The sequence below is a fragment of the Enterobacter sp. 296B2 genome, assembly GCF_034106185.1.
GTDB lineage: Bacteria > Pseudomonadota > Gammaproteobacteria > Enterobacterales > Enterobacteriaceae > Enterobacter > Enterobacter cloacae_N.
Genome location: NZ_JAWNCA010000024.1, coordinates 55,107 through 79,742, shown reverse-complemented (window position 1 = coordinate 79,742; position 24,636 = coordinate 55,107). Strand labels below are relative to the sequence as shown.

At 54.6% G+C, this 24,636-nt stretch carries 24 protein-coding genes; 8 read left to right on the top strand and 16 right to left on the bottom strand.

Going from position 1 to position 24,636, the window contains the following annotated elements:
* Positions 1-177: 177 nt before the first annotated feature.
* On the bottom strand, positions 178-744 hold the full coding sequence (gene gmhB, locus URZ40_RS17130) for a D-glycero-beta-D-manno-heptose 1,7-bisphosphate 7-phosphatase (RefSeq protein WP_233002989.1): 567 nt from the start codon (positions 742-744) through the stop codon (positions 178-180).
* Positions 745-932: 188 nt separating this feature from the next.
* Here gmhB and metN point away from each other — a divergent pair, with 188 nt between their 5' ends.
* From metN to proS, 6 genes are all read left to right on the top strand, one after another.
* The gene (metN, locus tag URZ40_RS17125) at positions 933-1,964 is read left to right on the top strand and encodes a methionine ABC transporter ATP-binding protein MetN (RefSeq protein ID WP_163330366.1); all 1,032 of its coding nucleotides are present in this window, start codon (positions 933-935) and stop codon (positions 1,962-1,964) included.
* Positions 1,957-2,610: a methionine ABC transporter permease MetI gene (locus URZ40_RS17120; RefSeq protein ID WP_014168730.1), complete on the top strand. Its 654-nt coding sequence runs from the start codon at positions 1,957-1,959 to the stop codon at positions 2,608-2,610. Before metN ends, URZ40_RS17120 begins: the two co-directional genes overlap by 8 nt.
* Positions 2,611-2,650: 40 nt before the next feature.
* On the top strand, positions 2,651-3,466 hold the full coding sequence (gene metQ, locus URZ40_RS17115) for a methionine ABC transporter substrate-binding lipoprotein MetQ (protein WP_116344006.1): 816 nt from the start codon (positions 2,651-2,653) through the stop codon (positions 3,464-3,466).
* Positions 3,467-3,572: 106 nt separating this feature from the next.
* Positions 3,573-3,977, top strand: coding sequence for an Rcs stress response system protein RcsF (rcsF, locus tag URZ40_RS17110; protein WP_008501883.1), 405 nt, complete (start codon positions 3,573-3,575; stop codon positions 3,975-3,977).
* The gene (tsaA, locus tag URZ40_RS17105; protein ID WP_320720904.1) at positions 3,974-4,681 is read left to right on the top strand and encodes a tRNA (N6-threonylcarbamoyladenosine(37)-N6)-methyltransferase TrmO; all 708 of its coding nucleotides are present in this window, start codon (positions 3,974-3,976) and stop codon (positions 4,679-4,681) included. Before rcsF ends, tsaA begins: the two co-directional genes overlap by 4 nt.
* A gap of 112 nt (positions 4,682-4,793) precedes the next feature.
* On the top strand, positions 4,794-6,512 hold the full coding sequence (proS, locus tag URZ40_RS17100; RefSeq protein ID WP_320720903.1) for a proline--tRNA ligase: 1,719 nt from the start codon (positions 4,794-4,796) through the stop codon (positions 6,510-6,512).
* A 47-nt stretch (positions 6,513-6,559) separates the two neighbouring features.
* On the opposite strand, the gene nlpE is transcribed toward proS, so the two are convergent.
* From nlpE to URZ40_RS17085, 3 genes are read right to left on the bottom strand one after another with little or no spacing between them, the layout of a single operon-like run.
* A complete protein-coding gene (nlpE, locus tag URZ40_RS17095; protein WP_192982047.1) occupies positions 6,560-7,258 on the bottom strand; it encodes an envelope stress response activation lipoprotein NlpE in 699 nt (232 codons plus the stop codon).
* A gap of 34 nt (positions 7,259-7,292) precedes the next feature.
* A complete protein-coding gene (arfB, locus tag URZ40_RS17090) occupies positions 7,293-7,715 on the bottom strand; it encodes an alternative ribosome rescue aminoacyl-tRNA hydrolase ArfB (RefSeq protein ID WP_116344003.1) in 423 nt (140 codons plus the stop codon).
* Entirely contained in the window at positions 7,712-8,257 is a 546-nt protein-coding gene (locus tag URZ40_RS17085; RefSeq protein ID WP_320720902.1) for a YaeQ family protein, read from the bottom strand. The genes arfB and URZ40_RS17085 overlap by 4 nt, the downstream gene beginning before the upstream one ends.
* A 196-nt stretch (positions 8,258-8,453) precedes the next feature.
* Between URZ40_RS17085 and URZ40_RS17080 the strand changes: the two genes are divergently transcribed.
* Together URZ40_RS17080 and rof are read left to right on the top strand one after the other, a co-directional pair.
* Positions 8,454-8,654 (top strand): YaeP family protein, encoded by a 201-nt coding sequence (locus URZ40_RS17080; RefSeq protein WP_008501889.1) that lies wholly within the window; start codon positions 8,454-8,456, stop codon positions 8,652-8,654.
* A complete protein-coding gene (gene rof / locus URZ40_RS17075) occupies positions 8,641-8,901 on the top strand; it encodes a Rho-binding antiterminator (RefSeq protein ID WP_148420153.1) in 261 nt (86 codons plus the stop codon). Before URZ40_RS17080 ends, rof begins: the two co-directional genes overlap by 14 nt.
* A 28-nt stretch (positions 8,902-8,929) precedes the next feature.
* On the opposite strand, the gene tilS is transcribed toward rof, so the two are convergent.
* From tilS to bamA, 12 genes are all read right to left on the bottom strand, one after another.
* Positions 8,930-10,219: a tRNA lysidine(34) synthetase TilS gene (gene tilS, locus URZ40_RS17070; protein ID WP_316380895.1), complete on the bottom strand. Its 1,290-nt coding sequence runs from the start codon at positions 10,217-10,219 to the stop codon at positions 8,930-8,932.
* A 58-nt stretch (positions 10,220-10,277) separates the two neighbouring features.
* A complete protein-coding gene (locus tag URZ40_RS17065; protein WP_028015591.1) occupies positions 10,278-10,667 on the bottom strand; it encodes a VOC family protein in 390 nt (129 codons plus the stop codon).
* A gap of 65 nt (positions 10,668-10,732) precedes the next feature.
* Positions 10,733-12,865 carry a lysine decarboxylase LdcC gene (locus URZ40_RS17060; protein WP_316380898.1) on the bottom strand — a complete coding sequence of 711 codons (2,133 nt, stop codon included), beginning with the start codon at positions 12,863-12,865 and terminating at the stop codon, positions 10,733-10,735.
* A 100-nt stretch (positions 12,866-12,965) separates the two neighbouring features.
* A complete protein-coding gene (gene accA, locus URZ40_RS17055; protein WP_013095666.1) occupies positions 12,966-13,925 on the bottom strand; it encodes an acetyl-CoA carboxylase carboxyl transferase subunit alpha in 960 nt (319 codons plus the stop codon).
* 12 nt (positions 13,926-13,937) lie between these two features.
* Positions 13,938-17,420: a DNA polymerase III subunit alpha gene (dnaE, locus tag URZ40_RS17050; RefSeq protein WP_316380900.1), complete on the bottom strand. Its 3,483-nt coding sequence runs from the start codon at positions 17,418-17,420 to the stop codon at positions 13,938-13,940.
* A gap of 38 nt (positions 17,421-17,458) precedes the next feature.
* Positions 17,459-18,055, bottom strand: a complete 597-nt coding sequence (rnhB, locus tag URZ40_RS17045) for a ribonuclease HII (RefSeq protein WP_061099164.1) — start codon at positions 18,053-18,055, stop codon at positions 17,459-17,461.
* Positions 18,052-19,200: a lipid-A-disaccharide synthase gene (lpxB, locus tag URZ40_RS17040; protein WP_316380901.1), complete on the bottom strand. Its 1,149-nt coding sequence runs from the start codon at positions 19,198-19,200 to the stop codon at positions 18,052-18,054. Before lpxB ends, rnhB begins: the two co-directional genes overlap by 4 nt.
* Positions 19,200-19,988, bottom strand: coding sequence for an acyl-ACP--UDP-N-acetylglucosamine O-acyltransferase (lpxA, locus tag URZ40_RS17035; RefSeq protein WP_023310462.1), 789 nt, complete (start codon positions 19,986-19,988; stop codon positions 19,200-19,202). Before lpxA ends, lpxB begins: the two co-directional genes overlap by 1 nt.
* Before the next feature lie 3 nt (positions 19,989-19,991).
* On the bottom strand, positions 19,992-20,447 hold the full coding sequence (fabZ, locus tag URZ40_RS17030) for a 3-hydroxyacyl-ACP dehydratase FabZ (protein ID WP_010426706.1): 456 nt from the start codon (positions 20,445-20,447) through the stop codon (positions 19,992-19,994).
* A 102-nt stretch (positions 20,448-20,549) separates the two neighbouring features.
* Positions 20,550-21,575 (bottom strand): UDP-3-O-(3-hydroxymyristoyl)glucosamine N-acyltransferase, encoded by a 1,026-nt coding sequence (lpxD, locus tag URZ40_RS17025; RefSeq protein ID WP_041911190.1) that lies wholly within the window; start codon positions 21,573-21,575, stop codon positions 20,550-20,552.
* A gap of 3 nt (positions 21,576-21,578) precedes the next feature.
* Positions 21,579-22,073 carry a molecular chaperone Skp gene (gene skp / locus URZ40_RS17020; protein WP_014882635.1) on the bottom strand — a complete coding sequence of 165 codons (495 nt, stop codon included), beginning with the start codon at positions 22,071-22,073 and terminating at the stop codon, positions 21,579-21,581.
* 122 nt (positions 22,074-22,195) lie between these two features.
* A complete protein-coding gene (bamA, locus tag URZ40_RS17015) occupies positions 22,196-24,613 on the bottom strand; it encodes an outer membrane protein assembly factor BamA (RefSeq protein WP_316380902.1) in 2,418 nt (805 codons plus the stop codon).
* Positions 24,614-24,636: the final 23 nt, after the last annotated feature.

Genomic DNA, 24,636 nt, shown 5'->3' with positions numbered 1-24,636 from the left:
TTTCCTCTTTCAGAGTCAACCCGTTATTTCAGGATTTTTTCTCTTCAACCGACCGGGTTGTCTGTGAAGTGATTCACATCCGCCGTGTCGATGGAGGCGCATTATAGGGAGCTGCCGAGGAATGACAAGGGGAAATATACATTTTTATTTCGACCGCTCACCTTTTCGCCAGAAAGGCTATTTTTGATGCTTTTTTATCTCATTCGGCAGCTCAGCCAGGCTATTAATCACCCAATCCGCTGCATTTTCCGCTTCTGGCGTCACTGGCTTACCGGTGCGAACTAATATTTTGGTCCCTACACCCGCTGCTGCTGCTGCCTGCATATCTTCCAGTTTATCGCCCACCATATAAGAAGCAGACATATCAATGTGCAGGAACTCCTGCGCAGAGATGAACATCCCCGGATGCGGTTTACGGCAGTCACAGGTCTGGCGATACTCTTCTACCGTACCCTGCGGGTGATGCGGACAATAGTAGATGCCGTCGAGATCCACGCCGCGATCGGCCAGCGACCAGTCCATCCATTCGGTCAGCGTCTCGAACTGTGCTTCAGTGAATTTACCGCGCGCAATACCAGACTGATTGGTGACCACCACCAGCGCATAGCCCATCTCTTTCAGCTGGCGCATTGCCTCTATAACGCCGTCGATAAATTCGAACTCATCAATCTCATGCACATAACCGTGATCCACATTAATAGTGCCATCACGATCGAGAAAAATTGCGGGTACTGATTTTGCCACCGGTTTGCTCCTGAAAAAGGCCTGTTGAGCTAGTATCTCATGAATCGCAGCGCAATAAAGTGCTCATCGTACAGAGTTGGATTGATTTAGACGTCTGGATGCCTTAACATCCGTTTTGTTTACGGTCATCACCCGTATCTGGCAGAAGAAAATGCCACGGCTAACTTACATACGATAAAAATAATCTAATGATTAAACTTTCCAATATCACCAAAGTGTTCCAGCAGGGGAACCGAACCATTCAGGCGCTGAACAACGTCAGCCTGCATGTTCCTGCTGGTCAAATTTATGGCGTCATTGGCGCATCGGGTGCAGGTAAAAGCACGCTGATCCGTTGTGTTAACCTGCTTGAGCGCCCAACCCAGGGCAGCGTAGAAGTTGGCGGTCAGGAACTTACCGCCCTTTCAGAAAAAGAACTCACCAAAGCGCGTCGTCAGATCGGCATGATCTTCCAGCACTTTAACCTGCTGGCGTCCCGCACCGTGTTCGGCAACGTCGCCTTGCCGCTGGAGCTGGATAACACGCCGAAAGAAGAAGTGAAGCGTCGCGTTACCGAACTGCTCGACCTCGTGGGTCTGGGCGATAAGCATGATAGCTACCCAGCAAATCTTTCCGGTGGGCAGAAGCAGCGTGTCGCCATTGCCCGCGCGCTGGCCAGCAACCCAAAAGTACTGCTGTGCGACGAAGCCACCAGCGCGCTGGATCCGGCCACCACGCGTTCTATTCTGGAACTGCTGAAAGACATTAACCGTCGCCTGGGCCTGACGATCCTCCTTATTACCCACGAGATGGACGTGGTGAAACGCATCTGCGACTGCGTGGCGGTCATCAGCAACGGCGAGCTGATCGAGCAGGATACGGTAAGCGAAGTGTTCTCCCATCCGAAGACGCCGCTGGCGCAGCAGTTCATTCAGTCCACGCTGCATCTGGATATTCCGGAAGATTATCTGGAGCGTTTGAAAACCGAATCCACAGCAGACAGCGTCCCGATGCTGCGCATGGAGTTTACCGGTCAGTCCGTTGACGCTCCCCTTCTTTCCGAAACTGCGCGTCGCTTTAACGTGAACAACAACATTATTAGCGCGCAGATGGATTACGCCGGTGGCGTGAAGTTCGGCATCATGCTGACGGAAATGCACGGCACCCATGAAGAAACCCAGGCAGCAATCGCCTGGCTGCAAGAACACCACGTAAAAGTAGAGGTACTGGGTTATGTCTGAGCCGATGATGTGGCTGCTGGTTCGCGGCGTTTGGGAAACGCTGGCAATGACCTTCGTATCGGGTTTCTTTGGTTTTGTAATTGGCCTGCCGGTGGGCGTACTGCTGTACGTGACGCGTCCAGGTCAAATCATTGAGAACGCGAAACTTTACCGTACGCTCTCTGCGCTGGTGAACATCTTCCGTTCTATCCCGTTCATTATTCTGCTGGTGTGGATGATTCCATTTACCCGCGTGATCGTCGGAACCTCTATCGGTCTGCAGGCGGCTATCGTTCCGCTGACCGTAGGCGCAGCGCCGTTTATCGCCCGTATGGTGGAAAACGCCCTGCTGGAGATCCCAACCGGTTTAATCGAAGCTTCCCGCGCGATGGGTGCCACGCCGATGCAGATCGTCCGCAAGGTTCTGCTGCCTGAAGCACTGCCGGGCCTGGTGAACGCGGCAACCATCACGCTCATCACGCTGGTCGGTTATTCCGCAATGGGCGGTGCAGTGGGCGCTGGCGGTTTAGGACAGATTGGATACCAGTACGGCTATATTGGATATAACGCTACCGTGATGAATACCGTTCTGGTATTGCTGGTTGTTCTGGTTTACTTAATCCAGTTCTCCGGCGATCGCATCGTCCGGACCGTTACTCACAAATAACGTTACACACAACACAAACTCGACGAGTTAAGGATAAAACATGGCGTTTAAATTAAAGACCCTTGCAGCAGTAGGCGCGCTGATTGGCTCTCTGGCACTGGTGGGTTGCGGTCAGGACGAAAAAGATCCAAACCACATTAAGGTGGGCGTTATCGTGGGTGCCGAACAGCAGGTTGCTGAAGTTGCTCAGAAAGTGGCGAAAGAAAAATATGGTCTGGACGTTGAGCTGGTGACCTTCAATGATTACGTTCTGCCGAACGAAGCGCTGAGCAAGGGCGATATCGACGCCAACGCCTTCCAGCATAAGCCATACCTGGATCAGCAGATCAAAGATCGCGGTTATAAACTGGTGGGTGTGGGTAACACCTTCGTTTACCCGATTGCCGGTTACTCTAAGAAAATTAAATCGCTGGACGAACTGCAGCCGGGCTCTCAGGTTGCCGTACCTAACGATCCAACCAACCTCGGTCGTTCCCTGCTGCTGCTGCAGAAAGTGGGCCTGATCAAACTGAAAGACGGTGTTGGCCTGCTGCCAACCGTTCTGGACGTCACTGAGAACCCGAAAAATCTGAAAATTGTTGAACTGGAAGCACCGCAGCTGCCGCGTTCTTTGGACGATGCACAGATTGCCCTGGCCGTTATCAACACCACTTACGCCAGCCAGATTGGCCTGACGCCAGCAAAAGACGGTATCTTCGTTGAAGATAAAGACTCCCCGTACGTTAACCTGATCGTGACTCGCGAAGATAACAAAGACGCGGAAAACGTGAAGAAGTTCGTTCAGGCCTATCAGTCTGATGAAGTTTACCAGGAAGCCAACAAAGTGTTTAACGGCGGCGCTGTTAAAGGCTGGTAATCTCACCTCAGTGTAATATCATCAGGACGGGCTTATGCCCGTCTTGTCATTTGTGCAGTCACCTGATTCAATATCTGACGTTTTGATTATCCATTGAGGAATTATTATGCGTGCTTTACCGATCTGTCTTTTAGCACTCATGCTGAGCGGCTGTTCTATGCTAAGCAGATCTCCTGTTGAACCTGTTCAAAGCACGGCAACCCCGCCAAAAACTGAGCCTGCGAAACCGAAAGTGGTTCGCCCTGCGCCGGTTCGCATTATCACCAAAGCTGACGAACTGGTCGGCAAACCGTTCCGTGAACTGGGTGAAGTGAGCGGTGAATCCTGTCAGGCAACCAATCAGGACTCTCCACCGAATATCCCGACAGCGCGCAAACGTATGCAGATTAACGCTGCAAAAATGAAAGCTAACGCGGTGCTGCTGCACAGCTGCGAAGTCACCAGCGGCACGCCGGGCTGCTACCGTCAGGCGGTTTGCATCGGTTCTGCGCTGAACATCACGGCGAAATGAGTGCATTTCATTTTGAGCAGATAGGCGTTATCCACTCTCCGTATAAAGAGAAGTTCGCCGTACCCCGTCAGCCTGGTCTGGTCACCAGCGGCAGCGGCGAGCTTCATCTTCAGGCGCCTTATAACCAGGCCGATGCAGTACGCGGGCTTGAGGCGTTCAGCCACTTATGGGTGGTATTTGTCTTTCACCAGACAATGGAAGGCGGCTGGCGTCCCACCGTGCGTCCCCCGCGTCTGGGCGGAAATGCGAGAATGGGCGTGTTTGCGACTCGCTCGACCTTCCGTCCAAATCCGATCGGGATGTCGCTGGTTGAACTGAAGGGCATACGTTGCCAGAAGGAACAGGTCATACTTGAGCTGGGCAGCCTGGACCTGGTCGACGGCACGCCGGTTATCGACATCAAACCCTATTTGCCCTTCGCCGAAGCCCTCCCGGACGCGCGTGCAAGCTATGCTCAGGACGCACCGCAGGCGGATATGCCTGTTTATTTTACGCCTGAGATTACCGCGCAGCTTAGTCAACTGGAGAAACCCTATCCTCGCTTACGGGATTTCATCACTGAAGTTCTGGCACAGGACCCCCGTCCGGCCTACCGTAAAGAAGAGGAAGCAGGAAAAACGTACGCCGTCTGGCTGCTGGATTTTAACGTGCGCTGGCGCGTCACCGGGGCAGGTTTCGAAGTGTTTGCCCTTGAACCCAGGTAATTTTGTTCTCCTCTCTTTTGGCATCTTTGCCACACTGGTAAACTAAACCACTTTTTTTGTGTCAGGCTGGTGTTTCAGCCTGTTCCAATCGTCGAAATGGAACCGTAACAACATGCGTACTAGCCAATATCTGCTCTCCACTCTGAAGGAGACGCCTGCCGACGCCGAAGTGATCAGCCATCAGCTGATGCTGCGCGCCGGGATGATCCGCAAGCTGGCCTCCGGGTTATACACCTGGCTGCCGACCGGCGTGCGCGTCCTGAAAAAAGTCGAAAACATCGTGCGTGAAGAGATGAACAACGCCGGTGCTATCGAGGTGTCCATGCCCGTGGTTCAGCCCGCTGACCTGTGGCAGGAGAGCGGCCGTTGGGAGCAATATGGCCCAGAACTGCTGCGCTTCGTCGATCGCGGCGAGCGTCCGTTCGTTCTCGGCCCAACGCATGAAGAAGTGATCACCGACCTGATTCGTAATGAGCTGAGCTCTTACAAACAGCTGCCGCTGAACTTCTTCCAGATCCAGACCAAGTTCCGTGACGAAGTGCGCCCACGTTTCGGCGTGATGCGCTCTCGTGAATTCCTGATGAAAGATGCCTACTCTTTCCATACTTCACAGGAATCGCTGCAAGAGACCTACGACAAAATGTATGAGGCTTACAGCAAAATTTTCTCTCGCATGGGTCTGGATTTCCGTGCTGTGCAGGCTGATACCGGCTCCATCGGCGGCAGCGCGTCCCATGAGTTCCAGGTACTGGCACAGAGCGGTGAAGACGATGTGATCTTCTCTGACTCTTCAGACTACGCGGCGAACATCGAATTTGCAGAAGCGCTGGCACCAAAAGAACCACGCGGCGCGGCAACGCAAGAGATGACGCTGGTTGATACGCCAAACGCGAAAACCATCGCCGAGCTGGTTGAGCAGTTCAGTCTGCCGATCGAAAAAACCGTGAAGACGCTGCTGGTGAAATCCACCGAAGGCAGCGCTTACCCGCTGGTTGCCCTGCTGGTGCGTGGCGATCATGAACTGAACGAAGTAAAAGCCGAGAAGCTGCCCCAGGTAGCCAGCCCGCTGACGTTCGCAACGGAAGCGGAAATCCGTGCCGTAGTGAATGCCGGCCCAGGCTCTCTCGGTCCGGTGAATATGCCGATTCCTGTCGTTATTGACCGCACGGTTGCAGCAATGAGCGACTTCTCTGCAGGTGCTAACATCGACGGTAAACATTACTTCGGCATCAACTGGGATCGCGACGTGGCGACGCCAGAAGTGGCTGACATCCGTAACGTGGTTGCAGGCGATCCAAGCCCGGACGGCCAGGGTACGCTGATGATCAAGCGCGGCATCGAAGTTGGCCACATCTTCCAGCTGGGCGATAAATACTCTCGCGCGCTGAACGCCGCCGTTCAGGGTGAAGATGGCCGTAACCAGATCCTGACCATGGGCTGCTACGGTATCGGGGTGACGCGCGTGGTGGCTGCGGCCATCGAGCAGAACTACGACGAACGCGGCATCGTCTGGCCGGACAATATTGCGCCGTTCCAGGTGGCTATTCTGCCAATGAACATGCACAAATCTTACCGCGTGCAGGAGCTGGCCGAGAAGCTGTACGCCGAGCTGCGCGCTCAGGGTATTGAAGTGCTGATGGATGACCGCAAAGAGCGTCCGGGCGTGATGTTTGCCGATATGGAACTGATCGGTATCCCGCACACCGTCGTCATTGGCGACCGTAACCTCGACAGCGATGAGATTGAATACAAATACCGTCGCAGCGGCGAAAAACAGATGATCAAGACCGGCGACATTCTTGATTACCTGGTGAAAGCCATCAAAGGCTAAACAAAAAACCCCGCTCAGGCGGGGTTTTTTAATGGCTCAACGTCAGCTTATTTGCTGCTACAGTCTTTGCCCGCAATAAATTTCGCGTCTTTATCTGCCACCAGCGTTTTCACCATCTCCCCGCTATCCGGGTTTGGCTCCAGCGTAAAGTGACCATCAACCGTCAACAATATCGGCTTGCTGTCATTGCCGCGCGCCACGGCGTAATCACGTTCAAGCTGTGCATTGTTTGCCACGCTGACTTTCTTACCGGTAGCGCAGTCGGTAAAGATCGCCGCATCCGCCATATAGAAATACATCCCCCGCATCGCCATCGGCGTGGCAGGCAGCGCCGCTTTCACCGGTGTCAGCGTGTAGTTGAACTGGGATTCAATCGGATTGCCTTCCCGGTCGAGCATTTCCATGTTCTCGCCTTTAGGGCGGAACCAGGTTTTGTCACCGGAAGTATCCGTCAGCACCAGCTTCTCAGCCGTACGCGCCCATGTCCCGTAAGTCGCAAATGAAGAGGGTTCTTTTGCGCCCTGATAGCGCTGGTTCATCACCCAGGTACCGTCTTTTTGCAGGAACAGTGACGTTTCAATGCCTTCGCAATCCGCGCAAGGCAATACGCCCCGCCAGCTCTGCTGCATTGGCTTTAACTCTTCATTCTGCGCTGGCTGCAAAACCTGCGTTTCAGAACGGTTGTTACACCCGAAAAGCGCAAACAGCGTACTCACTGCCAGCGCTGAAAATAATGCTTTTTTCACAATGAATTCCTTATGAAAATTGTGTTCCCTTTCGTCACTCCATCGGGCGACGAACTTTACCGCGTAGTGCTTTCACTGTGGATTTTTGAGCTTTCGAGGACAGCCGACGCTCTTTCGATGCGCGGGTTGGCCGCGTTGCCCGGCGGCTTTTTTGTACTGCCGTTAACTCTTTGATGACCGCCACCAGCCTGGCTACCGCCGCTTCCCGGTTTAATTCCTGGCTGCGGTACTCCTGGGCTTTAATCACGATCACACCTTCGCTGGTGATCAGGTGATGGCTGGCAGCGAGCAGACTTTCCTTATAATACTCTGGCAGGCTTGATGCCCGAATGTCAAAACGCAAATGGATAGCCGTTGAAGCCTTATTGACGTGCTGTCCACCCGCACCCTGAGCACGGATGGCGGTGATCTCCAGCTCGTTATCAGGGATGCTGACGTTTCGGGACAAAACGATCATGGCGCAGGCTGCCAGGCCGTCAGATGAATTTCCAGATTATTCTGAGAATCAGAAAGCCAGATGGCGCCGTCCTGAATCGTTGCCTGCAACGCCATCGTTCGGCTGGCGAACTCGCTCAGCTGCGCCAGCTGTTCATCATCCAGATACCAGACGGCGAGATTTTTAAACTGCGCGCATTTATTCTTATTTTGTTGCCACCAGATTTCCGCCGCGCGCTGGTTATAGGCGAATAAGGCCACTTCCGCGGACTGAGTACACGCCTTTTTAATCCTGCGCTCGTCCGGCAGACCGAGTTCAATCCATAAATCGATCCCAAGATGATCGTTGCGCAGCCAGGCTTCAGGCTCGTCTTCCGCGCTTAAGCCGCGGGTAAACTGCAGCCGCTCGTTGGCGTATTTAATCCACGCCAGCAGGCGCAGCATCATGCGCTCCTGAGTTTCGGAGGGGTGGCGTGCCAGAGTAAGCGACGCGTCCAGAAACTGGTTGCGATCAAGATCGGCCACGTTGACCACTGCTTTATAAATTGTCGCTTTCAGCGCCATGAGAGAACTCCATTCGAATCAGCCGCACATTGTAGCGAAAACAGAGGCAAAAGGCTGTTACGGAGTAATAAATACACCACTATCAAGGCGCTGATATTGCTTAAATGAGTATGGTATAGTCACCTTGCTAAACCGAGTTTATCTTCGTAGGCTTAATGATATCTCACAGTAAGTCAGTGCGCTGGCGGGAGGGGATGTGAATAATTATTGTGAGTTAATTCGCAAACGGTATGCGGAAATCGCCAGCGGAGATCTGGGGTATGTCCCGGACGCGTTGGGCTGTGTATTGAAAGTGCTTAATGAAGTGGCCTCTGATGAGAGCCTTTCAGAGTCGGTCAGGGAAAAAGCAGCGTATGCTGCGGCGAATTTACTGGTGAGCGATTATGTCGATGAATGATACTTATCAACCCATCAATTGTGATGACTATGACAACCTCGAACTCGCCTGCCAGCATCATTTAATACTGACGCTGGAGCTAAAAGATGGCGAAGTGTTGAAGGCGAAGGCCAGCGATCTGGTTTCACGCAAGAATGTGGAATACCTGGTCGTGGAAGACGCCGGTGCGACGCGTGAGCTGCGTCTGGACAAAATAGCCAGCTTCAGCCACCCGCAAATCGGCACCGTCGTGGTGAGCGAATCCTGATGACACTAACGGGCAGCCGGGCTGCCCGTTACGCTTTCCGCCACTCGAAGCATGCCCCTTCTTCTGTCCACCCCGCTTCCGTGATGAACACCCCTGCAGCAGCAATCAGCGTTTCACCGTAGAACAGCAGCGGCGTGGTGTCGCGCAGCCACGGCGGCACGTTGCATTCCTGCCATATCTTTTTCAGTTTCCGTCCCCCGTTGCGTCCGACGATATGCAGCAAGCCGCCAGCCTTAAAGCGCACGCTGACCGGTTCACCGGGGTTTGGCAGACGCACATGACCCGTCGGCATCAGAGAGACACTCCCCGCATCCTGGGGCAATATTAACGGAGCCTCCGGTGACGGCCAGTGGAGCACCACATTGGTCAGCGGGGGGAAGGATTTTACCCACCAGAGTTTTCCTTTATAGCGTCTGACCTCGAAGCCATTCAGGTGTACGCAAGGGGACGCATCTTCCCGCGCCTGTGCGACTTCGTCCCAGATGCGGCTCAGCATTGCCCGCGACGGCATCACAGCATGATGAGAGGCGAGCCAGCGGCGTAACAGCGCGGCCCGACGCACCGGGCTTGCCGCCTCCAGCGGCGCGATCGCCAGCGCACCGTCTTCAGAGATCAGATCAGCCAGCTCTTCGCTGAGTAACTCATCCAGCAGGCTTTCCTGTTCGGCGCACAGCATGGCGCTTCTTGCTGTCGCGTCGGCAAAATGCGGCCAGCGCTCGCTTAAAAGCGGGAGGACGCGCAGACGCAGGAAGTTACGATCGTAGCTGTCGTCCTGGTTGCTCTCATCTTCGATCCAGCTCAGCCGATGTTCCCGCGCCCAGGATTCCAGCGATGCGCGGGTCTCGCCAAGCAGCGGACGCAATAATTGCGTCCCGGCAAACTCAGAAAGCGCCGGCATGGCGGAAAGCCCAGCGGGTCCGCTGCCCCGCTTAAGCGCCAGCAAAAAAGTTTCGCACTGATCGTCCAGATGCTGCGCCGTGACCAGCGCTTCTCCAGTACGTAATGCCCCGGCAAACGCGGCGTAGCGAACTTTACGCGCCTGCGCCTCAATACCCAGTCCTTCATCCGCAAGCGTGACGCGCTCAACGACGAGCGGGATAGCCCACGCCTCACACAAGGCTTCACAGTGCGCCACCCACTCCTCCGCGTGTGGGCTTAACCCGTGATGGATGTGTATAGCCCGAAGCTGAACGTCAGGGTCCCGGTCGCGCCAGAGCCTAAGGCGATGCAGCAACACGGTGGAATCCAGGCCACCGCTAAACCCCACCAGCAGCTGGCGGTACGGTGAAACGGCTTGTGCGATAGCGGGTAAGGTCATAGGAAATTACACATAAAAAATGCCCGAACTGAGCGGGCATTATCACACAGGACAAACATTACTGCTGGTAAAGCTCCAGCGGCAGGCCATCCGGGTCGTTAAAAAAGGTAAAGCGCTTGTCGGTAAACGGATCGACACGAATCGCCTCGCACGTCACGCCGTGCGCTTCCAGATGTTTTACTGCGCTATCAAGGTCATCAACGCTGAAGGCCAGATGACGCAGGCCGCAGGCTTCCGGGCGGGACGGACGCGAAGGCGGAAAAGGAAAAGAGAACAGCTCAATCACATACTGCCCGTTTAACGCGAGATCGCCCTTCCAGGAGTCGCGCTCCTCGCGGTAGGCTTCGCTCATGAGCGTAAAGCCAAGAATGTCGCAGTAGAAGGCCTTACTTTTCGCATAATCGGTGGCAATGATCGCAATATGGTGAACCGCTTTTAAACCCAGCATAGCTTCTCCTTTTTATGATGCCTGAACGTTACAACCGAAAACCCACACCTGGCAAGCGGTCACATTTATTTTAGGACTCTCACCCAGTACACGCCGTTTTCATCGCGTTTCGCGCCGTGGATATCCGTTTCAAAGCCCGGATAGTGGCGTCCTACCGAACAGAGCATCAGCAGGAAATCGAGCACTGCCCGGCTCTCCTCGGTGATCATCTCACCCGGCATCAGCAGCGGCACGCCTGGTGGATACGGCAGGATCATGTTGGCCGATATCCGCCCGACCAGGTTTTCCAGCTCAATGGTTTCGATTTCACCTTTCACCTGCCGTTGCCAGGCCTTGTGAGGCGTCAGTTTCATATCAGGCAGGACATCAAACGCCTGGAGCATCAGGCGCGGCAGATCGTGCTGGCGGATCAGCCTGTGGATCCCCTGGGCCAGATCCTGAATGCGCATCGTGCGGTAGAAGTCAGGATCTTCCGCGTAGAGATCCGGCAGCATGTTCTTCACCCGCAGGTTGAGATCGTAGGCGCGCTTAAACTCCATCAGCCCGCGCAGCAGCCCCATTGCCCGGGTTTTATCGATCCCGATACTGAACAGGAACAGCAAGTTGTAGGGGCCGGTCTTCTCCACCACCACGCCGCGCTCGTCAAGGAACTTCGCCACCAGCGCGGCGGGGATCCCTTCATCGCCCATCACGCCCTGCTCGTCCATCCCCGGCGTCAGGATCGTTACCTTAACCGGATCGAGGAACATGTGGTCCGCATCGGCATCCCGGAAGCCGTGCCAGCTCTCTCCCGGCGCGACGGCCCAGCACTCCGCCTCGTCGATCGCTTCCGGCTGCCAGATATCGAAGAACCAGCCGTCGGCCTCATCCTTCAGCCGCTGGACCTCTTTACGGAAATGCAGCGCCCGTTCCACCGAGCGGTTAATCAGGCGTTTACCCGGATTACCGCGCAGCATCGCCGCGGCCGTTTCAATAGACGCCACCAGCGGATAGCTCGGTGAGGTGGTGGTGTGCATCATAAAGGCTTCGTTAAACGTATCCTCGTCGTACTCGCCTTTGATGTGAATAAGAGACGCCTGCGAAAATGCGGCCAGCATTTTGTGCGTCGACTGCGTTTCGAAAAACACTTTGCCCGGCACGCGCTCGCCGCTCATCCCACTTTTACCCGAATAAATCGGGTGGAAATTGGTGTACGGCACCCACGCGGAATCGAAGTGAATCGACGGTACGTCCAGCGTCTGCTTGATCCAGTTCGTATTGTAGAGCAGACCATCATAGGTGGAGTTGGTAATCACCGCATGGACAGGCCAGCTTGCGTCGGGTATCGCCGCAACCTTACTTTCGATGGCTTGATGCGTGAACTCCCGGCGCGGAATGCCGCCGAGGATACCGAGCGCGTTACGCGTGGGTGACAGCCAGATCGGGACGACGTCGCTCATCATCAGCAGGTGCGCCAGCGATTTATGGCAGTTACGGTCAATCAGCAACGTGCTTCCGGTTGGCGCGGCGTACATTCCGACGATTTTGTTCGAGGTCGAGGTGCCGTTGGTCACCATATAGCTCTGCTCGGCGCCAAAGGTGCGGGCGATATACTCTTCAGCTTCAAGATGCGGGCCGGTGTGATCCAGAAGAGAGCCTAACTCGGTCACTGAAATCGACACGTCTGCTTTCAGGGTGTTGCCGCCGAAGAAATCGTAGAACAGGCACCCCACCGGGCTTTTTTGATAGGCCGTTCCGGCCATGTGTCCCGGCGTACAGAAGGTGTATTTCCCCTCTTTCACATAGGTGAATAGCGCGCGCGTGAACGGCGGTGTGATGTTATCAAGATATTCGCCAGTGTATTGCTGAATGCGGGTCGCAATATCTTCCGCCACGCCGAGCGAGTATTCAAAGAACCACAGCGCCATGCGCATATCGTGAGCGCTGACGTCCATGGTGGAGTGAGTGTTGATAAAGGCGTAGAGCGGAAGATATTCATTCAGCCTGTTGATCTCGCTGCACAGCTCCATGTCGTATTCGTCCCAGTCGAATATCACGCCACAGATGCGCGGATTATGTTCGATGAATTTCAGCAGATCGGCGCTGTTCTGCGGCCAGATTAGCTGATATCCGCGTGCTTTAAGGGCTTGCTCCAGCTCCTTGATGGGCTCGTCTTTATAAAAGACGCCGTGTGGCCCCATGATGGCAATGATGTTCATGGTTTACCTCCTTGAAAAACATCAGATAAGCATAGTTAAGGTAAACGGCAGGTATAAAAAAAGCCGCAACATCGTGCGGCTTTTCAGATAATTGTGAAGCTTATGCGTAACCGTAGGTCATCAGACGCTGGTAACGACGGTTGAGCAGATCTTCTTTGCTCAGGACGTCCAGATCGGCCAGGTCGGCCAGCAGCTGTGCTTTCAGGGAAGCAGCCATCACTTCCGGCTTACGATGCGCGCCGCCCAGAGGTTCCGGGATAACGGTGTCGATCAGCTTCAGCTCTTTCAGACGTGGCGCAATGATGCCCATCGCTTCAGCGGCCAGCGGCGCTTTGTCGGCGCTTTTCCACAGAATGGACGCACAGCCTTCCGGAGAGATAACGGAATAGGTGCTGTACTGCAGCATATTCACTTTATCACCCACGCCAATCGCCAGCGCACCGCCGGAACCACCCTCACCGATAACGGTGCAGATGACCGGAACCTTCAGGCGAGACATCTCCCGCAGGTTACGTGCGATGGCTTCAGACTGGCCACGCTCTTCCGCGCCCACGCCAGGGTATGCACCCGGAGTATCGATGAAGGTGATGATAGGCATATTGAAACGCTCGGCCATCTCCATCAGTCGCAGGGCTTTACGGTAGCCTTCTGGTGCTGGCATACCGAAGTTACGACGGATTTTCTCTTTGGTTTCACGGCCTTTCTGATGACCAATGATCATCACCGGGCGTCCGTCCAGACGCGCGATACCGCCGACGATAGCTTTGTCGTCAGCGTATGCGCGATCGCCTGCCAGTTCGTCAAATTCGTCAAACGCCAGGCGGACATAATCCAGGGTGTACGGACGCTGTGGGTGACGCGCCAGCTGGGCGATCTGCCATGCGCCGAGATCGGCAAAGATTTTGCGCGTCAGTTCTACGCTTTTTTCGCGCAGACGATGCACTTCTTCGTCGATGTTAATATCCAGTTTTTCATCCTGACGGCTTACCGCTGTCAGAGAATCGATTTTCGCTTCCAGCTCAGCAATCGGCTGTTCGAAATCAAGGAAATTCAGACTCATAGTATTCCTGTATTAGTCAAACTCCAGTTCCACCTGCTCCGAACCAATGAGGCCACGCAAATCGTTCAGTAAACGATCGCTCGGAGAGACACGCCACGTTGCGCCAAAGCGCAACCGCGCACGTGCATCCGCCCTCTGATAGTAGAGATGTACTGGAATGGTCCCCGAGCGGTGGGGTTCCAGAGACTGACGGAGTCGGTTTAAAAGCTGGTCATCAATTTGCCTGTCCGTCAGCGAGATAGCAAGCCCGCGAGCATATTTTTCCCGGGCTTCGTCAATGTCCATCACTTCGCGGGCGGTCATTTTAAGCCCCCCACTGAAGTCATCAAAGCTGACCTGTCCGCTGACGATAAGTATGCGGTCTTTTTCCAGCAATTGCTGGTATTTATCCAGCGCGTCGGTGAACAGCATCACCTCCAGACGCCCGGAACGGTCATCTAACGTACAGATGCCGATACGATTGCCGCGCTTGGTGACCATAACCCTTGCAGCAATCACGAGCCCCGCAGCCGTGGTGATTTTACCACGATCTGTCGGATGCATGTCTTTTAGCCTGTTGCCTCCGACATAGCGCTCAATTTCTTTGATGTATTGGTTGATCGGGTGTCCCGTCAGGTACAAACCTAACGTTTCACGTTCACCATCCAGCACCACCTGTTCTGGCCAGGGCTGACAGTTGGAGTAAGACTGCTCAATCTGCTCTGGCTCTTCCGCCAGTACGCCAAACATATCCGCCTGGCCAATGGCTTCCGCTTTCGCGTGCTGATCGGCTGCTTTCAGCGCATCGCCGAGAGAGTTCATCAGCGCGGCGCGGTGCGGCCCCAGCCTGTCGAACGCGCCGGACATGATCAGCTTTTCCAGCACGCGGCGGTTCAGTTTTTTGGTATCGGTACGGGCGCAGAGATCGAATAGCTCGCGGAAGTAGCCGCCGTTGTTACGCGCTTCGATGATCGCCTCGATCGGCCCCTCACCCACGCCTTTGATCGCGCCGATCCCGTAGACGATCTCTCCGTCATCGTTGACGTGGAAATGGTAAAGCCCGGAGTTAATATCCGGCGGCAGGATCTTCAGACCCATACGCCAGCACTCATCCACGAGGCCAACCACCTTCTCGGTGTTGTCCATATCGGCGGTCATCACCGCCGCCATAAACTCAGCGGGATAGTGCGCTTTCAGCCACAGCGTCTGGTACGAAACCAAAGCATAGGCAGCGGAGTGGGATTTGTTAAACCCGTACCCGGCGAATTTCTCCACCAGGTCGAAGATTTTCATCGCCAGTTCGCCGTCAACGCCGTTTTTCTTCGCACCGTCTTCAAAAATAGAGCGCTGCTTGGCCATCTCTTCCGGTTTTTTCTTACCCATAGCACGACGCAGCATGTCCGCGCCGCCGAGGGTATAGCCGGAAAGCACCTGGGCAATCTGCATGACCTGTTCCTGATACAGGATGATGCCGTAGGTTGGCTCCAGTACCGGCTTCAGGCTTTCGTGCTGCCACTGCACGTCCGGGTAGGAAATCTCTTCGCGTCCGTGCTTACGGTCGATGAAGTTATCTACCATCCCTGACTGCAGCGGGCCCGGACGGAACAGGGCCACCAGTGCGATCATATCTTCGAAGCAGTCGGGCTGCAGGCGTTTAATCAGGTCTTTCATGCCGCGGGATTCAAGCTGGAAGACGGCTGTCGTCTCCGAGCGCTGCAGCATGTCGAAGCTTTTCTTGTCATCCAGCGGGATGGCCGCGATATCCAGCGGCGGCTCGCCGTTCTTCTCGCGGCGGGCGTTGATCATCTCCAGCGCCCAGTTAATGATGGTCAGCGTGCGCAGGCCGAGGAAGTCGAACTTCACCAGCCCGGCGTATTCCACGTCGTTCTTATCGAACTGGGTGACCGGGTGCTGGCCCGCTTCGTCGCAGTAGAGCGGCGCAAAGTCGGTGATTTTGGTCGGGGCGATAACCACGCCCCCCGCGTGCTTACCGGCGTTACGCGTCACGCCTTCAAGCTTACGCGCCATGTCGATCAGCGCTTTGACTTCTTCGTCAGCTTCGTAGATTTCCGGCAGCTGCGGCTCGGCTTCAAACGCTTTTGCCAGCGTCATGCCCGGATCGGGCGGTACCAGCTTAGAAATACGATCGACAAAACCGTACGGGTGACCCAGCACGCGGCCCACGTCGCGGATAACCGCTTTCGCTGCCATGGTGCCGAAGGTAATGATCTGCGAAACCGCGTCACGGCCGTACATATCGGCTACGTGCTCGATAACCTGGTCGCGTTTTTCCATGCAGAAGTCGACGTCAAAGTCGGGCATGGAAACACGTTCCGGGTTGAGGAAGCGTTCGAACAGCAGGTCAAATTCCAGCGGATCGAGGTCGGTGATTTTCAGCGCATACGCCACCAGCGAGCCCGCCCCCGAGCCACGGCCCGGACCAACCGGAACGCCGTTATCCTTCGACCACTGGATAAACTCCATTACGATCAGGAAGTAGCCAGGGAAGCCCATCTGGTTAATCACCTGAAGTTCAATATCCAGGCGTTCGTCATACTCCGGACGACGTTTTTTACGCTCTTCTTCATCCGGGAACAGGAATTCGAGACGCTCTTCCAGACCTTCTTTCGATTTCATGACCAGGAAATCTTCCGTGGTCATGTCCCCCGTCGGGAACTGCGGCAGGAAATATTCGCCGAGGCGCACGGTCACGTTACAGCGCTTGGCAATCTCCACGCTGTTTTCCAGCGCTTCCGGAATGTCGGAGAAGAGCTCGCACATCTCCTCTTCGCTGCGCATGTACTGCTGCGATGAGTAGTTGCGTGGACGTTTCGGATCGTCGAGGGTGAAGCCATCGTGGATAGCAACGCGAATTTCGTGCGCGTCAAAATCACCGGACTCCAGGAAACGCACGTCATTCGTCGCCACAACGGGCAAGCCGCGCTCTTCTGCCAGCGCGACAGCAGCGTGCAGATAGTTCTCTTCATCCTGCCGACCGGTTCGAATCAGTTCCAGATAGTAACGATTCGGGAAGTACTCTTCATAGAACGAGACGCATTGATCCACCAGCGCGCTGTTACCGCGCAGCAGTGATTTACCGACATCGCCCATGCGGCCACCGGAGATCAACAGCAGCCCTTCGTTCAGTTCAGCCAGCCATTCCCTGTCAATCCACGGGCCCAGTGCGCCGTAACCGCGCTGATAGGCTTTTGAGATAAGCAGGGTAAGGTTTTGGTAGCCCGTATTGTTCATGGCTAACACGGAGATTTGCGTCAGCTCATCGCCGATGAGATCGCTCTGCACATGAAAATCCGCACCGACGATAGGCTTCATTCCCGCGCCATGCGCCGTTCCGTAGAACTTCACCAGGCCACACAGGTTGGTAAAATCGGTGATCGCCAGCGCGGGCATGCCCAGAGAGGCCGCCTTTTTTACCAGCGGCCCGGTCTTCGCCAGCCCATCGATCATGGAATAGTCGCTATGCACCCGCAGGTGTACGAAACGTGGTTCAGCCATCTTCAGATTCCGCGTTACTTAATTGCTTGCGTATTGATTCAGGACACCAGTCCCAGCGCGCGCTTCACCGGGCCAAAACTGCGCCGATGATGTTCGGTTGCGCCATGTTCAGCCAGCTTTTCCAGATGGAAAGCCGTTGGATACCCCTTATGCTGGCCGAAACCATACTGAGGATAAGTAAGGTCCAGCGCGGCCATTTCGGCATCGCGCGTCACTTTGGCAATAATAGAAGCTGCACTGATCTCTGCGACGCGACTGTCGCCTTTAACGACGGCCATAGAAGGCATAGGCAGCGCCGGGCAACGGTTACCGTCGATCAGCACATATTCAGGCACAACCTTCAGGCCAGCAACAGCTCGCTGCATTGCCAGCATCGTGGCGTGGAGAATATTCAGATCGTCAATCTCATTCGGCTCTGCGCGCCCAACGCTCCAGGCCAGCGCCTTCTCTTTAATTTCATCGAACAGTGCCAGGCGGCGCTTCTCACTCAGTTTTTTTGAGTCATTCAGACCAATAATCGGGCGCGTTGGATCGAGGATCACCGCCGCGGTCACCACGGCCCCCACCAGCGGGCCGCGTCCGACCTCATCCACTCCGGCAACGAGGTGCGTGTGGGGATAAATAAATTCCATCATTTTGCTAACTCCAGCACTGCATCAGCCGCTTGCTCATCAGCATTACAGCGGATCAGCTGGTGCAGTTCACGGAAGGTATCGTGCATCTGGTGGCTGGTCTTGCCGTTGGCCAGCAGCGGCAGCAGGGCATCCGCCAGCGCCTGCGGCTGGCACTCATCCTGCAGCAGCTCTTTTACCAGCTCGCGCCCGGCAAGCAGATTTGGCAGGGAGACATAATCCGTTTTCACCAGACGTTTTGCCAGCCAGAAGGTAAACGGCTTCATACGATAACCGACCACCATCGGGCATTTCGCCAGCATACACTCCAGCGCCGCCGTACCAGAGGCCAGCAGAGCGGCATCGCTCGCGTACATGGCTTCCCGTCCTTTTCCGTCGAGAAGACGGACGTGAAGACCGGGGGCGACTTCGGCTTTGATGCGCTCAAACTGCTCGCGGCGTTTGGCATTCACCAGCGGCACAACCACTTCAAGATCGGGATAGGTCTGGCGAAGAATCTGCGCGGTCTTCAGGAAATCAGCGCTCAGCATCTCTACCTCTGCGCCACGGCTGCCCGGCAGCAGCGCCAGACAGTGCACATCGTGCGGGATGCCCAGCGCGTCGCGCGCCGCGTTTTTATCCGGATCCAACGGCATCGCATCCGCCATGGTATGACCGATAAAACGGCACGGAACATTAAATCTGTCGTAAAACGCTTTTTCGAAAGGCAGGAAAGCCAGCACCAGGTTGGTGGACCGTCCGATTTTGAAAACGCGTTTCTGTCGCCACGCCCACACGGACGGACTGACATAGTGAATGGTTTTGATGCCCTGCTTTTTCAGATTACCTTCGAGGGTAATGTTGAAATCGGGTGCATCGATACCGACGAACACATCGGGTTTGAGTTCGGTAAAGCGGCGGGTGAGATCGGCACGAATATGCAGCAAGCGTCGCAGGCGCCCCAGCACCTCAACGATGCCCATAACGGCCAGCTCTTCCATTTCATACCAGGCTTCACAGCCTTCGGCCTGCATCAGCGGGCCCGCTACGCCCACAAAGCGAGCATTGGGTACACGCGCCTTAAGCGCACGGATGAGACCTGCACCAAGAATATCGCCGGAGGTTTCTCCGGCGACCAGGGCTATCGTAAGCGGACGACTGTCGACCATTAACGAATCAGGCCCCTTGTTGAACGGTCAAAGAACTCCATGAACGCGTTCACTTCAGGATGCTTGTTCGCCAGTTCGGCAATTTCCGGCTTCGCCTCTTCCAGTGTTTTACCACTACGGTACAGCAATTTGTACGCGTTGCGGATGGCGGTAATCGCTTCGCGGCTAAAACCACGACGCTTGAGGCCTTCGATGTTCACGCCAAACGGCGTGGCATGGTTGCCCTGCGCAATCACATACGGTGGGACGTCCTGCGCCACACCGGAGCATCCGCCGACCATCACGTGTGCACCAATGATGCAGAACTGATGGACTGCGGTCATGCCGCCAATAATTGCGAAGTCATCAACCGAAACGTGTCCTGCCAGCGTTGCGTTGTTGGCAAGAATACAGCGGTCACCCACGGTACAGTCGTGCGCGATATGCGCATTAACCATAAACAGGTTGTCGCTGCCCACCTTCGTCAACCCACCACCCTGCACGGTTCCACGATGAATGGTGACGCTTTCGCGAATGCGGTTACGATCGCCAATTTCCAGACGGGTCGACTCACCAGCATATTTCAGATCCTGGTTAACTTCGCCGATGGAAGCGAACTGATAGATCTCGTTATTGCAGCCAATGGTCGTGTGACCATTCACGACAACGTGAGATTTCAGTACTGTACCCTCACCAATTTCGACATGGGGTCCAACAATACAGAACGGGCCAATGTGGACATTAGCACCAATGATGGCACCGGTTTCCACAATAGCGGTAGGATGAATAAAGGCGGATTTATCAATCACGTATCAGGACTCCCGGCTACGAGCACACATCATCGTCGCTTCGCAAACAACTTTGCCGTCAACCAGCGCTACGCCTTTGAAGCGAGTCAGGCCACGACGCGTTTTTTCAAAAGTGACTTCCATGATCATCTGATCGCCAGGCACGACAGGACGCTTGAAGCGCGCTTCATCAATACCTGCGAAGTAATACAGTTCACCCGGCTCCAGCTTACCGACGCTTTTAAACGCCAGAATACCGGTAGCCTGAGCCATCGCTTCCAGAATCAACACACCCGGGAAGATAGGCTTACCCGGGAAGTGTCCCTGGAAGAACGGTTCGTTCACGGAAACATTTTTCACTGCGCGCAGAAAACGACCTTCTTCAAAATCCAGCACGCGGTCTACCAGCAGAAACGGGTAGCGGTGCGGCAGAAGTTCTAAAATCTCTTCAATATGCAGAGTATGAGTGTCAGTAGTCAAAATACTCTTCCTGTCAAAATGTACTGATAACAATAATAACACGGCCTGCCGGTTTATTAGAAAGCCGACAGGCCGGGAAAGATAGCGTTAAACGGGTGACGTTTAGTCTTGTTGATCGATCTTACGCTCAAGAGACTTGAGTCGCTTGCTCATATCATCAATGTTCATCACCAGAGCTGCTGTTTTACGCCATACCTTGTTGGGTTGCAGCGGAATACCGGAGGAATAGACGCCAGGTTCAGTGATAGGACGCATTACCATGCCCATACCCGTCACCGTCACCTTGTCGCATATTTCCATATGGCCATTAATCACGCTCGCGCCGCCAATCATGCAGTAACGACCAATTTTCAGGCTGCCCGCCATGATGACGCCCCCCGCAACCGCGGTATTGTCGCCAATCACAACGTTATGCGCAATCTGGCACTGGTTATCGATGATAACACCATTACCAATGATCGTGTCGTCGAGTGCACCACGGTCGATCGTTGTACAGGCCCCGATCTCCACGCGATCGCCAATAATAACGCGACCAAGCTGCGGGATCTTAACCCAGTTACCGCGATCGTTCGCGTAGCCAAAGCCATCAGAACCAATCACGGTACTGGACTGGACGAGGCAATTTTCGCCGATTTCAACTTCATGATAAACGGACACATTGGCCCATAAACGGGTTCCAGCGCCGATTTTCGTATTTTTCCCAACAAAGCATCCAGGGCCAATGACGACGTTATCGCCCAGCTCAACGCCAGATTCAATAACCGCATTCGCGCCAACGGCCACGTTGTTACCCAGCTTAGCCGTCGGATCAATCGCTGCGCTGGCAGCAATGTTCTGCGCCGGCTGCGGCGTGGTATCAAGAATTTGAGCCATGCGTGCATACGTCAGGTAGGGATTTTTCACTACCAGCGCGCTTCCAGTGGCAAAGGGAAGATCGTCCTGCGTCAGAACAACAGCTGACGCCTGGCATTGAGCCAGTTGTTCACGGTACTTAGGGCTTACCATGAAGGTAATCGTGCCAGCTTTAGCAGATTGCATGGACGCAACAGCGGTGATGACGATATCGCCATCACCGTGTAATTCTGCATCCAACTGCTGAGCTAAATCAGCCAGTCGAATTGAAGGCATTACTTATTTAACCTGTTTCAGAACATCAGCGGTGATGTCTTTAACATCGCTGCTGTTGAAAGCAACGGCGTTCGCATCAACAACCAGATCGATGCTCTGATCGGCAGCAACTGCTTTAACAGCAGTCTGAATGCGAGTCACCAGCTTGCCACGCTCTTCGTTAGAACGACGCTGACGATCCTGCTCGAAAGCCTGCGCTTTCTGGGAGAAGGTCTGGCGCTGAGCCATAACGTCTTTTTCCAGTTTGCTGCGATCGCTTGCTTTCATGGTAGAACCATCACGCTGCAGACGCTGCATTTTGGACTGAAGATCGCCTTCCATACGCTGCAGTTCGCTCGCACGGCCTTTGAATTCGTTTTCCAGCGTCGCAGAAACACCCGTTTTCTGTGCAACCTGCTGAAACAAATTACCCATGTTGACGATTGCGATTTTGTCTGCTGCCTGAGCAGAAGTTGCCATCGCTAAACCGAGACCTGCAGCTAATAACCACTTTTTCACAATTAACTCCTTACCATCCCATTGGCACCAGAAGGTACCGTTCTTTGCGTGGCAAGGCGACCGTTTGACCGATCGCCGGTTGTCAGCGCTACACTGCCAACGCATTCCGTTGCAGCGGATTATTACCAGGTTTTACCAATGTTAAACTGGAATTGCTCCGCTTTGTCTCCATCGTATTTCTTAAACGGCTGGGCGTAGGAGAAGACCAACGGCCCCAGCGGTGACATCCATTGTAATGCGATACCGGCAGACATGCGAATATTGCTCGGATCGCTGTAGTCTGGAACGCCAGCCAGACGCATCTGCTCAGTATTCTGCCAGTTGGTATCCCACACCGTACCCGCATCCCAGAAGAAGGATGTACGTACGGAGTTCGCGTATTTATCACTGATAAATGGCGTTGGGGTGATGAACTCCAGGCTGGCCACGGCCATGGCGTTACCGCCTACCGCATCATCAGAGCTACATACTTGTTTTGGATCACGGCTTGCGCAGTTATCTTCATCATTACCGCCGTAATAAACCGCTTTCGGACCAATGTTGTTGGACTGGAAGCCACGCACGGTACTTGAACCACCCGCGTAGAAGTTCTCATAGAACGGCAACTCTTTACTGCCGATACCGTCACCATAGCCCCAACGGGTACGACCCAGAACCACCCACTTGTGATCGTCATCAATTGGGAAGTAGGACGCGGTATCCAGCGTCACCTTGTAGAATTCGTTATCGGAACCAGGAATGGTCACCTTACCGTTCAGGTTGACGCGAGAGCCTTCCGTTGGGAAGTAACCGCGGTCAAGACGGTTGTAAGTCCAGCCGTAGTTGAAGGTGAAGTCATCTGCAGCAAAACCGTTGTCATCGCTGGACGTGCTTGCAGACTGGCCGATAGAGTCCAGATAACGCCACATCGCCACCTGCGGCTGCATGTTGGACAGGTCGTTATGCACGTAACCTAAGCCCGCGCGCAGGGTGTTGTATTCGTTAACCGGGAAGCCAAGCGTTCCGTCCACACCGTAACTTTTATTGGTGTAGGAAGACAGATCTGCATCATCCGCTTTAAAGTCGTTATAGAAGATACGACCGCCCAGGCTTACACCGTCAACGGTGAAGTATGGGTTAGTAACGGAGAACTCAGAGTAGGTCTGGTAGTCGTTTTTGGTACCGTTAATACCAACAGAGTAACCCGTACCCAGCCAGTTATCCTGCTGGACGCCCACCTGGAAACTCACGCCGCTTTCCGTGCCGTAGCCCACGCCGAAGTTAAAGCTACCGGTGTTACGCTCTTTCACTTTATAAACGACATCAACCTGATCCGGGCTCCCCGGTACACGCTGGGTTTCAGTGTCTACAGTTTCAAAATAGCCCAGACGGTTCAGACGCTCTTTACCCTGGTCGACCAGGTCGCTGCCCAGCCACGCACCTTCCATCTGGCGCATTTCGCGGCGCAAAACGGAGTCTTTGGAGGTGTCGTTACCGACGAAGCGGATCTTACGCACGTAGAAACGGTTGCCCGCATCAACGTTAACGTGCAGCTTAACGGTTTTATCCGCGTCGTTGATTTCCGGTTGAGTCTGTACGCGCGGATAGGCGTAACCATAGCGGCCGAGCAGCTTCTTAATGCTGTCTTCCATTTTGGTGACTTTGGAGCCGCTATACAGATCGCCTGGCTGAATTTTGGTCAGCGATTCGATCTCAGCAGAATGCCCCGCCAGGTTACCACTCACTTCAACACCAGAAAGCTTGTACTGATCGCCTTCAGTGATGTTAACCGTAATGTAGATACCTTTCTTGTCCGGAGTCAGACTGACCTGAGTCGAGTCGATGTTGAAGCGGGCATAACCGCGATCCAGATAGTAGCTGCGCAGGGTTTCAAGGTCGCCCGCCAGTTTCTGCTTCTGGTATTTACGATCGCCAACTACGTTCCACCACGGCACTTCATCGCGCAGCTGGAAGGTCGAGATCAGTTCGTCGGTGCTGAACGCGTGGTTACCCACAATGTTGATCTGCTGGATCTTCGCAGAAACACCTTCCTGGAAGACCAGTTTCAGGTCAACACGGTTACGTGGGAGCGGAGTGACAACCGCTTTCACGCTGGCGCTGTATTTACCGACGCTGTAGTAGAAGTCTTCCAGACCTTTTTCAATGTCTGAAAGGGTTGTGCGGTCCAGAGATTCACCCACACGAACACCCGATGCTTCAAGGTTTTGCTTGAGCATGTCATCTTTCACCGACTTGTTACCGGAGAAAGTGATACTGGCGATCGTTGGACGTTCTTTTACCTGTACCAGCAGCGTATCACCATCGCGCAGGACGCGGACGTCCTCAAAGTTGCCGGTGGCAAACAGAGCACGGATGGTGTTACTGATATCATCATCATTAACCGTATCGCCGGGGCGCACAGGCATACTGAGGAGGGCCGCACCAACGGCGACACGCTGAAGGCCTTCGAAATGAATGTCTTTCACTACGAACCCGTCAGCACCGTATACGGTGGCGCTGCTAAACAGCAGCGACGCTATGAGCAACTTTTTCATCGCCATCGTTATTATGCGTTCTTCCTAAC